General features: G+C 67.0%; 11 protein-coding genes. 4 read left to right on the forward strand and 7 right to left on the reverse strand.

Annotated features, from left to right (window positions below; all coding sequences use genetic code 11):
- The first annotated feature begins 363 nt into the window (after window positions 1-363).
- Entirely contained in the window at window positions 364-2,505 is a 2,142-nt protein-coding gene (locus tag GA0070617_RS30295) for a hypothetical protein (RefSeq protein WP_091432388.1), read from the forward strand.
- Window positions 2,506-2,660: 155 nt separating this feature from the next.
- Here the strand turns inward: GA0070617_RS30295 and rplI are convergent, their stop codons facing one another.
- The 4 genes from rplI to rpsF all read right to left on the reverse strand — a co-directional run bounded on the left by rplI (window position 2,661) and on the right by rpsF (window position 4,316).
- Window positions 2,661-3,107: a 50S ribosomal protein L9 gene (rplI, locus tag GA0070617_RS00460; protein WP_091432390.1), complete on the reverse strand. Its 447-nt coding sequence runs from the start codon at window positions 3,105-3,107 to the stop codon at window positions 2,661-2,663.
- A 14-nt stretch (window positions 3,108-3,121) separates the two neighbouring features.
- Complete coding sequence (rpsR, locus tag GA0070617_RS00465; RefSeq protein ID WP_007073789.1) at window positions 3,122-3,361, reverse strand: 30S ribosomal protein S18; 240 nt, start codon at window positions 3,359-3,361, stop codon at window positions 3,122-3,124.
- A 41-nt stretch (window positions 3,362-3,402) separates the two neighbouring features.
- Window positions 3,403-3,945, reverse strand: a complete 543-nt coding sequence (locus GA0070617_RS00470) for a single-stranded DNA-binding protein (protein WP_175440392.1) — start codon at window positions 3,943-3,945, stop codon at window positions 3,403-3,405.
- An 80-nt stretch (window positions 3,946-4,025) separates the two neighbouring features.
- Window positions 4,026-4,316, reverse strand: coding sequence for a 30S ribosomal protein S6 (rpsF, locus tag GA0070617_RS00475; RefSeq protein ID WP_067301247.1), 291 nt, complete (start codon window positions 4,314-4,316; stop codon window positions 4,026-4,028).
- Between the two features lie 571 nt (window positions 4,317-4,887).
- On the opposite strand from rpsF, the gene GA0070617_RS00480 reads away from it, so the two are divergent.
- On the forward strand, window positions 4,888-5,679 hold the full coding sequence (locus GA0070617_RS00480; protein WP_091432393.1) for a deoxyribonuclease IV: 792 nt from the start codon (window positions 4,888-4,890) through the stop codon (window positions 5,677-5,679).
- Window positions 5,676-7,994: a hypothetical protein gene (locus GA0070617_RS00485; protein ID WP_229688273.1), complete on the forward strand. Its 2,319-nt coding sequence runs from the start codon at window positions 5,676-5,678 to the stop codon at window positions 7,992-7,994. The genes GA0070617_RS00480 and GA0070617_RS00485 overlap by 4 nt, the downstream gene beginning before the upstream one ends.
- 16 nt (window positions 7,995-8,010) lie before the next feature.
- On the opposite strand, the gene GA0070617_RS00490 is transcribed toward GA0070617_RS00485, so the two are convergent.
- Complete coding sequence (locus tag GA0070617_RS00490) at window positions 8,011-9,522, reverse strand: glycosyltransferase family 87 protein (RefSeq protein ID WP_091432398.1); 1,512 nt, start codon at window positions 9,520-9,522, stop codon at window positions 8,011-8,013.
- Between the two features lie 839 nt (window positions 9,523-10,361).
- On the reverse strand, window positions 10,362-12,440 hold the full coding sequence (locus GA0070617_RS00495) for a glycoside hydrolase domain-containing protein (RefSeq protein WP_175440393.1): 2,079 nt from the start codon (window positions 12,438-12,440) through the stop codon (window positions 10,362-10,364).
- Window positions 12,441-12,715: 275 nt separating this feature from the next.
- Here GA0070617_RS00495 and GA0070617_RS29515 point away from each other — a divergent pair, with 275 nt between their 5' ends.
- The gene (locus GA0070617_RS29515; RefSeq protein ID WP_139135539.1) at window positions 12,716-13,069 is read left to right on the forward strand and encodes a hypothetical protein; all 354 of its coding nucleotides are present in this window, start codon (window positions 12,716-12,718) and stop codon (window positions 13,067-13,069) included.
- A 119-nt stretch (window positions 13,070-13,188) separates the two neighbouring features.
- Here GA0070617_RS29515 and GA0070617_RS32285 read toward each other — a convergent pair whose 3' ends face one another.
- Window positions 13,189-13,833 (reverse strand): DUF2690 domain-containing protein, encoded by a 645-nt coding sequence (locus GA0070617_RS32285; protein WP_091432405.1) that lies wholly within the window; start codon window positions 13,831-13,833, stop codon window positions 13,189-13,191.
- Window positions 13,834-14,103: the final 270 nt, after the last annotated feature.

The raw sequence follows: 14,103 nt of genomic DNA on the forward strand, positions 1-14,103 counted from the left end.
GACCGCCGGGGTGTGGACAAACTGCCGACCTACCGGCCCGCTCGATCGGGGGCCATCGCACGGCCGGTCGGGGGGTAACCATACGGAACCCGAGGTCAGCGACTCAACAACGCCGGTGGACGAGCCTCGGGACAACCTGTGGACAGCGCCCGGATGGTTGTGTGCAGCGTGTGCACAACCTGTGGACAACGGTTGGGGAATTCTCGGCCGCACGCTCTGGAGCTGCGGGTACGTCGTCCCCACCCTGTGGACGAAGAATTTCTGGTCAGGTCGGGGGTCGAATCGTCCCGTACTATTTGCTGCAGACGGCTACACCTGGACAGCGGGTTGCACATTCGGTTGAGAAGGGGTCACGCTCCGGCCGTGAGCTACCGGGACTGGGGACGCGGGGAGGGCAGCCCGCCCGAGCGTCAGTCGATCGCCCCGTGGGCCGATGCCGTCGAGCCGCTGCCGGTCGCACCGGACGCCGCCGAGCGGTACCGGACGCCGAGCCGCCGACGGGCCAGCGAGCGTGGGCAGCAGGAGCCGGTCGACACCTACCTGCCCCGGTGGGCGCTGGAGTCGGGCGTCGAGCGGGTCGACGGTGGTGGTCGGCATGCGGCCCCCGACGACGACGTACCCGCCAGGCCCCGGGCGGGTCGGCGGCGGGCGGCGGAGTCCACCGGCGGGCGCCGACGGGCCGACGAGGCCTCGTGGCGCGATGCGCCGACCTCCGGGACTACGCCGACCTCCGGGACGGCCCCCACCTCCGGGACGGCGTCGGACGCCGACCACACCCGGGAGTGGACCTTCGACCGCCCCCAGGAGCAGGGGTACGTCGGAAGCCGGCGGGCCGATGCCGACGAGGACGAGCCGGTGTCGGGCATCATCCCGCGCAGTCGCCCGCGTCGGTCGTCCGCGCGCCGGCCGCAGGTGGTGTGGAGCAACCTGGAGGAGCCTGCCCGGGGTGACGAGCCATCTGGTGCTACCGGCTCAGCCGGTTCGGCCGATCCGGTTGGTGCGGCCGATCCGGAGCCGCCGACCCGGCGGAGCCGTCGGGGCCGGTCGGCCACGGCAAGCTCCTGGGCCCCTTCCTCTGACGAGGACCCGGTCGAGTCGGCGCCGGAGCAGGCGGCACCGGGGCGTCGGGCGGACCGGACCCGGCAGGGCCGTCGGGCGGCGCGGCGCGACCGGGCGGACCGGGCCGGCGTGGTGGACCCGGCCGACCAGCCTCCCGTCGATCCGTGGGACGCCTCCGGCCTGGAGACCTGGCACCGGGCTATCGGGGCCGACGATCGCTGGGACGAGCCCGGGGGCGCCTTCGGCGGCCGGACCGACAGCACCGGTCAGTTTGACCGGCTCACCGACACCGGCCAGTGGAACGCGGGCGATGCCGGTCGTTGGGGCGTGGACGCACCGGGCCGGGTCGAGACGGGTCGGGACGGGTCGGGTCGGGACGGGACGGGCCGGGACCGGGCGGGTCGGGACCGGGCGGGTCGGGACCGGGCGGGCCGGGACCGGGCGGGCCGGGACGGGACGGGACGGAGCGGTCCGGGGCGCTGGGACGACGGTGACACCGGCACCGGGGATCGCGGTGACGCTGGCCCCTGGGGCCGTGGTGACACCGACCGTTGGGACCGGTTGCCCGGTCCGGATCGGTGGTCGGACGTCGGCGGGATCGGGGTGTCGCCGACCAGTGACACCGGCCCGCCGGTCAGTGGCGGTTGGCAGGGCACCGGGCGCGACAGCGCCGCCGACGGTTGGGACCGCGCCGGGGGCAGCGTCTCCGGTGGTTGGGACCGCGCCGGGGGCAGCGTCTCCGGTGGTTGGTCAGGCGCGCACGGCGCCGCACGGGACGACACCGGCAGCTGGTCCGGCAGCGTCAGTGGGGCGGGTCCTGCCTCGTCCGGTGCGGGCTGGTCCTGGCCACCGGAGCAGACCACCGGGGAGTTCTGGCCCGGTACCCGGTTGGCCGGTGACGACCCACGGTGGATGGAGCCGCCCGCCTCGGCCCCGCAGTCCCCGGCGGCCGCCTACACCGTGCCCCGGTCCCGCAGCGCCAACCGGCGTCGGGCGGCCGAGGGGCCGCGTACGGTGTCGTCGGTCGGGCGGCGGGCCGCAGCGGTGGGGCAGCCGTCCTGGTCCCGGCGACTGGAAGATGATCTTCTCGATCCGGATCCGAGCGGACCGTTCCGGCCGTTGGTCTACACGGTCGCCTGTTACGTGGTGCCGGGGATCCTGGTCTTCCTGTGGCTGCTCACCCTCGACGGGCAGGCGCCGCCGGGTTGCGTCACGGACATCACCGGCGGTGGCTGCGACTCGGCCCGGTCCCAGGCGTTCGGCTCGCTGGTGGCTGGTACGCCGCGGTTCGGGTTGGCACTGGCCGGCAGTCTGGTCGTCGCCGAGCTGTTGCGACGGGTGGGCACGACCTGGCGGCCCGCGACGATAGCGTTGGCCTCGGCGGTGGTCGGCGGTGGCCTGTCCACGGTGCTGATCAGTGTGGTGACCGGTCAGCCCATCGGCTGACCGCTGGCCCCGACGTCCACGACTCCGGGTTCACTCAGGGACTCCGGGTGCACTCAGGGACTCCGGGTTCGCTCGGGTACTCCGGGCCGATCAGGACCGGAACACGAACCGGGCCCGCACCTGGTCGGTGCGGGCCCGGTCGTCGTACGGGTCGTTCAGCCCTGCTGGACGTTCAGGTCGAACTTGGCGGTCACCTCGGGGTGCAGTTTGATCCGCACCGGGTAGGAACCGGTCGACTTGATCTGGCCGGGCAGTTCCAGCCGACGCCGGTCGAGGGTCGGACCGCCGGCGGCCTTGACGGCGTCGACGATCTCGTTCGGGGTGACCGAGCCGAAGAGCCGGCCACCGTCACCGGCGCGGGCCTTCAGGCTGACCTTCAGACCTTCGAGCTGGTCCTTGACCTCGTTGGCGTGGCCGAGGTCGCGGATCTCCCGGGCCGAACGGGCCCGCTTGATGACCGTGACCTGCTTCTCCGCACCCTTGGTCCAGGTGATCGCGAAGCCCTGCGGCAGCAGGTAGTTACGGCCGTAGCCGTTCTTGACCTCGACGATGTCACCCGGGGCACCGAGGCCGGACACCTCCTGAGTCAGGATGATCTTCATTTCGGTGCCTCCTCTCAGCGTGCCGTGGCGGTGTACGGCAGGAGCGCCATCTCACGGGCGTTCTTGACCGCACGGGCGATCTGCCGCTGCTGCTGCGACGTGACGCCGGTCACCCGCCGAGCGCGGATCTTGCCGCGATCGGAGATGAACTTGCGCAGCAGCGCGGTGTCCTTGTAATCGATGTAGGTGATCCCGTCCTTGTCGAGCGGGTTCACCTTCTTCTTCGGCTTGCGAAGTGCCGCAGCCTTGGCCATTGACCTTGCTCCTGGTTTGCGATCGCGGGCGCTCGGCGCCATTAGAACGGAGGCTCCTCGTCGAAGTTGCCGCCCGAACCAGCGCGCGAAGGAGTCGGCGCGGCCGAAGCCCACGGGTCGTCGAAGTTGCCTCCGCCGCCCTGGCCACCACCGCCACCGGAACCCGAACCCGAGCCGAAGCCGCCGCCACCGCCGCCGGAGCGGGACATCTTCTGCACCTTCGCCGTGGCGTAGCGCAGCGACGGGCCGATCTCGTCGACCTCCAGCTCGATGACGGTGCGCTTCTCACCCTCGCGGGTCTCGTACGACCGCTGACGCAGTCGACCCGAGACGATCACGCGGGCGCCCCGCTGGAGCGACTCGGCGACGTGCTCCGCCGCCTGCCGCCACACGGTGCAGGCCAGGAAGAGCGGCTCGCCGTCCTTCCATTCGCCGGAGGCCTTGTCCATGAACCGGGGCGTCGAAGCGACCCGGAACTTGGCGACCGCCGCACCGGACGGGGTGAACCGCAACTCGGGGTCATCGGTCAGATTGCCGATGACCGTGATGGTGGTGTCTCCTGCCATGACCATCTCCTCGCGCACTCAATCTGCTCGCGGTACAGGCTCTCAGAGCCGTACGACAGAGCCGATGAGGTTGATCCGGACGAACGGGGGTTGAATGCTTAGCGCATCTCCGGCCGGATGACCTTGGTGCGCAGCACGGACTCGTTGAGCCGCAGCTGACGGTCCAGCTCGGCCACCGCCTCAGGCGTCGCCTGCAGGTCGATGACGGCGTAGATGCCTTCGGCCTTCTTGTTGATCTCGTACGCGAGGCGCCGGCGGCCCCACACGTCCGTCTTCTCCACCGAGCCACCCGCGGTCCGGATCACGTTCAGGTACGTGTCGAGCGACGGGGCGACGGTGCGCTCCTCGAGGCTGGAGTCGAGGATCACCATTACTTCGTAATGACGCAAGACGTGCTCACCTCCTGTGGGCTAAGCGGCCACGGTCCTTCCGTGGCAGGAGGTCGTGCGTCGTGGCCCGCCCGTACCGGGGGAACCCGGCCGGACACGGACAACCGGACCAGGATACCCGGCCCGGACGATCTTCTCCGAGGTGGTCGGCGAGGTGGTCGGAGGAGGAGTGCCGACAGGGGTCCGCCCCGGCACGCGTGTGCGGGCGAACCCCTGTCGAGGTGACCGCGGGGCGTCCCGTCCGCATTCCTTGGGTGGGACCTGGGGAGGAACGACCACACCGATGAGGTTGGACCGAAGACGCCCCGCGGAGCTTTATTGTGTTGTTATCCCACCGTACAACGCCTCTGATGGCTTCTAGTGGTAAATGCGGTAATTTTCCGATCTGATGCAGAGCTGCCGGTACCCGGCCGGACGACGGACCGACCGGTCGACCGGCCGCCGTACCCAGCGGTTGGGCATCGATCCCCATCCAGGGCAACGAGGCCCCGCCCGGCGGGTGACGCGCCGTCGGTCGTGGACGGCCCGCCGCTGTCGGTCGGTGTCGGGGTGGCGACGTAGGCTCGCCTGCATGCGTATCGGAGCCCATGTCGATTCGGTCGACCCGCTGGCCGAGGCGGCGGCCCGCGCCGCGGAGGCGGTGCAGTTCTTCCTCGCCGACCCGCAGGGATGGAAGGCGCCGCAACCCCGGCCGGACGCCGACCGGCTGCGGTCCGCCGACGTGGACCGCTACGTCCACGCGCCGTACGTCATCAACGTCGCCACCCGCAACAACCGGATCCGGATCCCCAGTCGCAAGCTGCTCCTGGCGCACGCGAACGCGGCCGCCGCCATCGGCGCCAAGGGGCTGATCGTGCACGGCGGGCACGTCAACGCCGGTGACGACCTCGCGGTCGGCTTCGACAACTGGCGTAAGACCTTCGCGTACGCGGCGGACTCCGGTGGCTTCCAGCTGCCGGTCCTGATCGAGAACACCGCCGGTGGGGACAACGCCTGCGCCCGACGGCTGGACGCGCTGGCCCGGCTCTGGGACGTCGTCGGCGAGTACGAGGTCGGCTTCTGTCTGGACACCTGCCACGCGCACGCCGGCGGCGAGGAGCTGCTCGGCCTGGTCGACCGGATCAAGGCGATCACCGGGCGGATCGACCTGGTGCACGCGAACAACTCCAGGGACGCGTTCGACTCGGGCCGCGACCGCCACGACAACCTCGACGGCGGCACGATCGACCCCGAGCTGGTGGTCGCCCTGGTCCGGGCGGCCGACGCACCGGTCATCGTGGAGACGCCCGGCGGCGTCGAGGGCCAGCGCGCGGACATCACCTTCCTGAGAGATCAACTGGGTACGGGAGCCTCGGCGGCATGACCACGGAGCAGTCCGACGCGACCGGCGGCGGCAGCCGGTCCACCGCAGACACCACGGGCGAGTCCGAGCAACCGGCCACGACCCGGCCGAAAACGCCGGACGAGGGTACGTCGACCGCCGACAAGCCGGCGGTGCCGGCAACCCAGCAGCCGGTGAAAGCAACGGCGGTAGACCAGCCGGTGGAGCCGGCGGCGGCACAGCAGCCGGCGGAAACGGCGGCACAGGAGCCGGTCAAGCCCTCTGCGGCACAGAGCAGCACCGCGGAGGCCGACGCCAGCGCCGGCAAGGGCGACAGCGCGGCAACCGACGCCAGCGCCGCGAAGAGCGAGAACGCGAAGAAGGACGACCCCGCCGAGGCGGACGGCAGTGCCGAGCCGGGCCGTACCGACGTGAAGGGCACGCACGGGAAGCCGGCGCGCGCCTGGTGGCGGCGATGGCGCGGTGGCCCGAAACGGCCCGGCACCGCGAGCGGACCGCAGGCCGGCGGCGGGCAACAGGCCGGCGGAGCGGTGCGGGTCGACGGCGCGGAGACGGCGAAGCCGGACCCCTGGGAGGCGTTCTCCCCGGCCGGTGAGCCGGTGCCCACCCGGCTGGGTCGGGCCACCCGTGCGGTCGGCCGGTTCCTGGTGCACGAGTGGACGCTGGCCGTGGTCGGGGCACTGGTGCTCGCCGTGGCGTTGACCTGGCCGGCGTTGCGCTACCCGCTGCACACGCTGCCGCAGGACATCTGGGATCCCAGCCTGCAGGCCTGGCAGATGGCCTGGTCCGGGCACATCCTGCTGACCAACCCGGGGCAGCTGTGGCAGGCCAACGCCTTCTACCCCGAGTCGTGGAGTTTCGCCTTCTCCGACACCCTGCTCGGCTACGCCCCGGCCGGCATGATCGGCACCGGCCCGGAGGCGGCCGTCCTCCGCTACAACATCATCTTCGTGTTGGCCCACGCGTTGGCCACGATCGGGGCGTACGCGCTGGCCCGGCAGCTCGGCGCGGGCCGGATCGGCGCGGCGGTGGCCGGCGTCAGCTACGCCTACGCGCCCTGGCTGCTGGCCCAGGCCGGCCACCTGCACGTGCTCTCCAACGGTGGCATCCCGTTGGCCCTGGCCATGCTGGCCCGGGGGCACGGCTGGTCGCTGCGGTACGGCTACCGGCCACGACGGCGGCACGAGGGCTGGGCGTACGCGGGTTGGCTGGTCGCCGCCTGGCAGCTCAGTCTCGGCTTCGGCATCGGGCTGCCGTTCGCGTACTTCCTCGGTGGCGCGGTGCTGGTCGCAACCGTCACCTGGTTCCTGCGGCGCTACCTGGTCCGGCCGGTGAAGCGCCCGTTCGGGGCCCGGCTGCTGGTGGCCGACCTGGTCGGCGGGGCGCTCTTCGCCGCCGTCGGTGTGCTGCTGGCCATCCCGTACTTCAAGGTGGCCGAGCTGCACCCGAACGCCGCCCGGACGCTCGGTGACATCGGGGTCTACTCGCCACCGCTGTCGGGCTTCTTCACCGCGCCCGGTGAGTCCAGGGTCTGGGGTGGCCTGCACGAGGGTGCGCGAGCCGCGCTGCCCTGGCCGCCGGAGATGACCCTGCTGCCCGGCTTCGTGCTGTACGCGCTGGCCGCCGGTGGGCTCTTCTTCTCGGTGTGGCGGTTGCGGCACCGGCTGCTGCTGCTCGCCGGGGTGCTGGTCAGCATGGTCCTGTCGATGGGCACCGAGTTCTTCGGTGGCACCTGGACGTACGGGCCGCTCTTCGAGTACCTGCCCGGCTGGAACGGGATCCGGACCCCGGGCCGGCTGATGCTCTGGGCGACGCTGCTGCTCGGCCTGCTCGCCGCCGGCGCGGTGACCGCCTTCTGCATCCGGGTACGGGAACTCGCCGCCCAACGGATCCCGTCCTGGCCGGGGCCCTGGCTGCGGCTGGCGACCCTGCTGCCGCTGCTGCTGGTGATCGCGGAGGGTCTGAACGCCACCCCGCACCCGGTGGCGCCGCCCCAGCCGGCGGCGATGCGCAGCGTGGAGGGCCCGCTGCTGGTGCTGCCGAGCAGCCAGAACCACGACCAGCCGGTGATGCTCTGGACGACCACCCGGTTCCAGGACGTGGTCAACGGCGGCAGCGGCTTCACGCCGGCACAGTTGGAGGACGTCCGCCGGGTCACGTTGAGCTTCCCGGACCAGACCAGCGTCGACTACCTGCGCACCCTCAGCGTGGCCAACGTGGTGGTGGTCCGCGACCAGCTCGCCGGCACCCCGTGGGAGGTGACCGTCGACAACCCGGTCGAGCAGCTCGGCATCACCCGCGACGACCGGGGCGACGTGGTGATCTTCCGGCTGTGACGGCGGGTGCCACGGCTCAGGCCGGTACCGGCTCCTTCGGCGCTTCCACGGCGGCCGGGCGGCGTCGCCACCGGTCCACCCAGGGCGCGTCCTCGGCACCGTCGAGCACCCCGCCGTCGGGATCGTCCGGGTAGGTCGCCCGGACCGCGTCCCGCTCCGGGTGCAGCACCTCCCGGACGATCAGCACGCAGAGCAGCAGGACGGTGCCCCAGCGCAGTGCCGCGGCGAGCACGAACACCCCTTCGGGGAAGACCGGCGTACCGGTGGCCGAGCCGAGCAGCTCGCCGTAGAAGGCGACGAAGTAGCCGACCTCGGCCAGTTGCCAGGCCAGGAAGGCACCCCACTTGGGGCGGGCCAGCACCAGCAGCGGCAGCAGCCAGAGCACGAACTGCTGCGACCAGACCTTGCTGGTCAGCAGGAAGGCGGCGACGACGAGGAAGGCGAGCGGGGCCAGCCGGGGACGCACGGGCGCCCGGACCGCCAGCACGGCCACCCCGAGGCAGGCCAGCCCGAAGAGGGCGTACGACAGGTAGTTGAGGGTGTGCACGTTGGCGCTGAGCCAGTCGAACGGCCCCTGGGACCCCGGGTCGCCCAGGTTGATCCGGCCGTCGAGGTAGCGGCCGATGTACCAGAGGGTGCCCCAGTCGATCGGCCGGGTGCTGTTCAGCTCGAAGAACCGGTTCCAGCCCTCCGGGTAGAGCAACGCCACCGGCAGGTTCACCGCGACCAGGGCGGCCAGTCCGGTGCCGAGCGCGGTCAGTGCGGCCCGGACCCGACCGGAGCGCAACCCGAGCACCAGGATCGGGCCGAGGATGAAGATCGGCCACATCTTGGCCGCACCGGCCAGACCGAGCAGCAGACCGGCGGTCGCCGGCCGGCGACGGGCCCAGGCGAACAGCCCGAAGGCAGCCACCCCGATGGCGAGCAGGTCCCAGTTGACGGTGGCGGTCAGCAGCAGTGCCGGGGCCAGTGCGAAGAGGGCGGCGTCCCAGGGTCGTCGGCGGCGCAGGGCGAGGATCACCGCCACCGTGGCCACCGCGAGCACGCTCAGCACCAGGGCGTTCGCGTTGTACGCCCACTGCCCCTGGTTGATTTCCGGATTGTCCTTGCCGAGGTGATACACGGGCAGCCCGAGCACCCCCATGAAGGCCCCGGTGAGCACCGGATACTCGACCGGGTGGTCCCGGTAGGGCACCTTGCCCTCGTTGAGCCCCTCGGCGTAGTAGAGCGCCAGCACGTCGCTGTAGCAGAACCGGGTGTACTGCACGTTGTTCTGCCAGGCCCCGGAGTGGCAGGGCGACTTCTGCACCCAGTGCAGGGCGAGCGTCAGACAGACCAGGGCCAGCACGATCCGGGTGGCGGTCCAGAACCGGCGCTCAGCGGTGGCCGGACGGTCCAGTGAGGTCGCGTGATCACCCAGCGGACCGCCGATCAGCTCCGAGGTGCCCCGGACGAAACCGTCCGAGCGGGACGGGTGGTCGGTCCGTGTGGACCCGGCGTCGGTGTCGGCGGTGGGCTCGGTGCTCATGTCCAGTCATCCTGCCGTATCGACATCCGCGACAGAAGCTCCTCGGGCCGAACGACAGCGACCGGGGCGATTCATCCGCCAAGAGTCACCTTCCGCTCGCCGGAGCGCAGCAGCCCCAACCACTTCGGGCCGGGCACGGGGGCACGCCGCACACCAACGTGCCCCCGTGCCATCAGCGGGGGCGGGCCAGGCGTCGGGCCCTCTCCTGACGACTCGGCAAGGCAGGGTCGGCCACCGCGCCAGCGCCCCACAGACGTGAACCGACCCGTACGCCGGTTCCCAGTCGTTCCGACACTCGAATCAATGCCTTACTTCCGTCCCTGGCCACCAGGTGGAAGTGCGACGGTTTCACTGGGTCAAGATCACCTCCCCAGGCGACCGTGCCGTCACAGTCAACGAGAATGTCCCGCACGATCTGCTCGTGGTGCGGCCAAAGCCGCTCGCTCCCGCCGAGGGGGTAGGCCCTCGGGTGCAGGGCTATCGCTGTGCCCGAAAGGTAGTTTGACTCGAAGTTCGCCCCGACTCGCCGGTTGATGTGATGGCCAAGGACACCACCCCCCTCACCTGTGTCCAGTGGCGCAATTTCGTAGTGCCAGCGCCTCGCGACATGTAACAGCACTGCGGCTGCCCCGTGGCACAGGGGCACAGTAGCCAGGGAACCCTCGATCCGGAAGCGGCCGATGGCCTTCTGGTCGATCCGCCAACCGTTGGCGGAGATGCTCCGCTTCCAACTTTCGGATCCCTCGGCCCGCACAGGGACACCAGGTACGAGCACGAACGACCCAGCGCCTGCCGCCGCAGCGCCGAGCAGGTTGCGCCTCGAAACCATAGCAGTTCTCCTACTCACCATTGACGAGGAAGGAAACACCCGGGTCGGAGTTTTCTCGCCAGACGTTATGATCCAATCCCCATGCCGGCTGGAATTCGTACTCCCGAATCTGGTTAAACGACCAATTCTCGGGAAGAGGAAAACCGAGGTTCCCAGAAAACCCCCAGGACATACCGGAGACAAACGACCATCGCGCACCGACCTCATGGGTGATCCGGGAGCAAACGTTACGCGATCCATAGACCCCAAATAGGTACCGACCACCCAGCTCGGCGAATGCCGCCTTGACCCCTTGGAAGTAAGGCCTAATATTATTGTCGATGTCGACGTCTAATGCGTCATAATCTACCGCGAAGTAGATGCAGGCCCCTGCTGGAATACGGAATCCGACAGCCTTCTGGTGAGCTACTACCGCTTGGTCGTAACCCTTGACGAAGGTAAAGTTCATCAACTCCGTCCCGTTGTATTGAAAAATAGGATAGAAACGCATGCCCGCGTCGATAATCACCTGTGGCTCGTGCGGCCTGAGCGCCTTAGCCAGGTAATAGGGGTCACTTGGGGGAAGATGCTCATCGAGGTAGCGGCCCACAATTCGGTAGCCGGCTGCCTTTAGTTGAGCGGCCCGAGTAGCGGTGATCTCACGAATGCAGTCACAGCCGGCTGCGGGCCTTTCGGTGTCCCCGCAGGAGACGAGCAGCTGAGCCCAGGTCGTGTAGTCGTTGGTACTGGTAACCGGGATCTGCGAAAAACGCTGAAATGCTCGCACCCAGTCGAGGTGGGTGCTGGTGACAGTGTCCGTGCCTATGTCTTCGGGGCGATACATCAGAGGTGTCTGGGGGTTGCCAGGTAGCATAGTCGGGGAGTTGAAGTAGCATGCCGATCGGAAAAGATAGCGCAGGTCGCCGGCGAGCGGACCAGAGCCGACCCCCCTCAGACCAGTTTGAGTACCAGGACCGAAGTAGCCGTTGATCGAGCTCGGCGGGATCCCGATCTCGTACTGGACAGCCATCATGAAACCCTGCTGTACGTCCCGAGAATAGATCCCGTCACAGGGCACAAGTCCCATCGCGGGGATATCGATCTCGGCCACGTATCGCAGGTTCAGGCGCCGTTGGATTTTCTGGATGTTGATGTCGCCGCCGGGTACCAGCCGGAACTGGTCCATCCGAAGAAGCGCCTTGAGGATGTCCGGCCACATCGCGTGCCGCATTGTCGAATTGGTGTAGGATAGCCCGGTGTCGGTATAGAACTGCTCGATCGCCGTTTGCGACTCGCCACTCCATAGGGCGTGACTGGTAGAGGCCCAGTATCCCTTGCACCACAACGCGCCGTTGTAGATCCGAATAAGGTTGGAACGAGACTCTTGACTGGGAAGTAAGTTGCGGTTCTTGACGGCGTTATAGGTACCCGGCCCGAAGCTCTGGACCGTGGGAGAGATGCCGAGTTCGTGCTGAAGCGCCTGGGTTAGAGATAGGACGGTGGACCAACCGGTACGTCCGTTCTCGGGGCATCGAAGGTAACCCGGGGCATTCGCGTAGGTGCCGTTAACCCAACGTTGCGCTGCGAAAATCTGGTAATCTGCAAATCCCGACCAAGGTACGGCCGGGTCTATCGTGGATCCTTCAACGGCGTACATGGTCAGGTTTCCCGGGCATTCGGTCTCGTACCCAAACGAGTGTGGCAGGATCCGGAGACCAGTCCGCGTAGGTGCCGCCGTGCGCAGATGCTCGATGAGCGCCCGATAGGCGCGGAGCATCGACTCTGTCGGATGCTGGTTCGCACGCATTAATGCACAGATTGAGTAGAATCCCGCATTGCGTCCCAACCCGTCGACTAGCCCAGCGTTTCCAGCGTTCGCCTCGCCTCGCTCATACCCACGCCCCTCGTAAATATTGCCATGAGGACAGATTAAAAAGTTGTAGCCAATATCCCCTTCAAACTCACCACCGCCGACGTGATTTTCATAGACGTCGGCGATATCGCGCCGACAAGCCTCTTCGTTTGGATAGTCACCATTCAACTGGGCGTTGCCGCGATAGTGAATGAATACTCCACCAATTGGATTCCAGCTGTTGTTACTGCTGGGCAAGGGTGCCGCTGACGCATGCCCCCGTCGCCCCTCGTCGACGTATTGACCCCATTGAGCCCGAGCATGAATGGTTATAGCCATTAGTATCTTATCCCTTTGCGTTCCCCGGCAACCATTGCCCTTTATCAGTAGAGCAGAGGTAAAGCATCATCCTGTCGGCCGAACAAATATACCTAGTTCTAGATAAGTGACTGCCTACAGCCACCTCCGCAGGCGATCGGTCGCATCGTCAGCCCGACTAGATAGACACCAGCACGGTGTTATACCATCTCTGAATGAAGGCGCAGAATAGTCCAACGGGACCGAGGCAGGTATCTCGACTCAAGCCGACCTGGGTGGCACTTCTCGGAGTTATTGTCGTTGCTCTAATACTGATCATTCCTATCCGGATCTTCGGTGCCGGCAGCCACGAAAAAGAGAGCTGCGGCAATGCTTTTTCAACGGACTTGACAGCTTGGCAAAATGTGCCAGACGGGGATTACTGGGAAAGAGCACAGCAAGCCTGCAATAGTCAACGGATCACCCGTGTTGCATCAGCCACAGGGGTAGTTTCAGTAACATTTTTTGCAGTAATGCTCCTGGACACTCGCCGTCGAAAATCATCACATAAGCCCGAGAAAAACACTTGATCTAGCGAAGCGTATTATCTTGACCAAATTTGTGACCTCTAGAGGACTATTGTGGCCACAACTCTTACCAAGCAAGCCTTCAGGGTGTGGCCCACAATTTGTGGGCCACACCCTTCCCGTTAGTACTTCGAAGTACAGTATACGATGCGCTTGCGATCGTTGTAATAATCATTTTCAGTATCGTATTGATAAAAACACGCACGTGCGAGAAGGTTTTTGTCATTAGCCATTCTCGACCAAGAACCACCAGTAGTTCGGCTATCATATGAGGCGCGGAGGGTAGTTCCAGAACTATTGAAGCTCTGCACCAACACGCCGCTCAGCCAGCCAATGCTGCCCGTTTGTCGCCCCCAAGCAGTCCGGCACCACGGGCTGTACCTTAGCTCGACATAGGTCGCCGAGGCGACCGTCCGTGCATCCTGGTAACAACCACCGCTACCGCTACCTACGACGGCATTGTACGTCTGCGGGTCTTTGTTGTCGCAAGGACTGCCACATCCCACGCTATCTGCACTGGCACTGCCGGGAACGGCAAGCGTGGCCGCGACCACAGTAAGGACAGCCACCAATCCCAGCCGCACCCTACGCAGCTGACGAAAGACCGGCCTATCTGCAGGCTTTCGGCTTCTCAAGATCGTCGACCTCCACACAATTGGGTGTTTGAGCACTGTAGGACTCGATTCCGTCCGCCACCATTCAATCGTGGACACTCCACAAAAGACAGGGCTAGATTTCTCATCTGAGTCCAGGTAGGATCCGAGCACAGAGCGTTACAGGCACGACAGGCCGGAAACCTCACAGCAACACAATCTGAATGAAGGCAGTTAGGAAAGTTCTGATGCAATACGCCTATTGCCATTTACCTGCCGCCACAAAAGACGCGGTCCATTATCGGGCATCCGCCACTACAATGAGCAGCTTTGCAGTACTATTTTAATCGCCATGGCCGAGCCCAATGAGACTGATGGCGCGAATTATCTAAACGGCATTTCGCTTGCAGCGGATTAGAAGAGCACTCACCCATCGTCAAAGCA

Source organism: Micromonospora yangpuensis (assembly GCF_900091615.1).
In the GTDB taxonomy this organism is placed as follows: domain Bacteria; phylum Actinomycetota; class Actinomycetes; order Mycobacteriales; family Micromonosporaceae; genus Micromonospora; species Micromonospora yangpuensis.

What these genes read in the sequence shown, in the direction of transcription:
- GA0070617_RS29515 (WP_139135539.1), top strand. Translation starts at nt 12,716, where the DNA reads ATGAAGGCGCAGAATAGTCCAACGGGACCGAGGCAGGTATCTCGACTC.
- rpsR (WP_007073789.1), bottom strand. Translation starts at nt 3,361, where the DNA reads ATGGCCAAGGCTGCGGCACTTCGCAAGCCGAAGAAGAAGGTGAACCCG.
- GA0070617_RS00490 (WP_091432398.1), bottom strand. Translation starts at nt 9,522, where the DNA reads ATGAGCACCGAGCCCACCGCCGACACCGACGCCGGGTCCACACGGACC.
- GA0070617_RS00480 (WP_091432393.1), top strand. Translation starts at nt 4,888, where the DNA reads ATGCGTATCGGAGCCCATGTCGATTCGGTCGACCCGCTGGCCGAGGCG.
- GA0070617_RS00485 (WP_229688273.1), top strand. Translation starts at nt 5,676, where the DNA reads ATGACCACGGAGCAGTCCGACGCGACCGGCGGCGGCAGCCGGTCCACC.
- rplI (WP_091432390.1), bottom strand. Translation starts at nt 3,107, where the DNA reads ATGAAGATCATCCTGACTCAGGAGGTGTCCGGCCTCGGTGCCCCGGGT.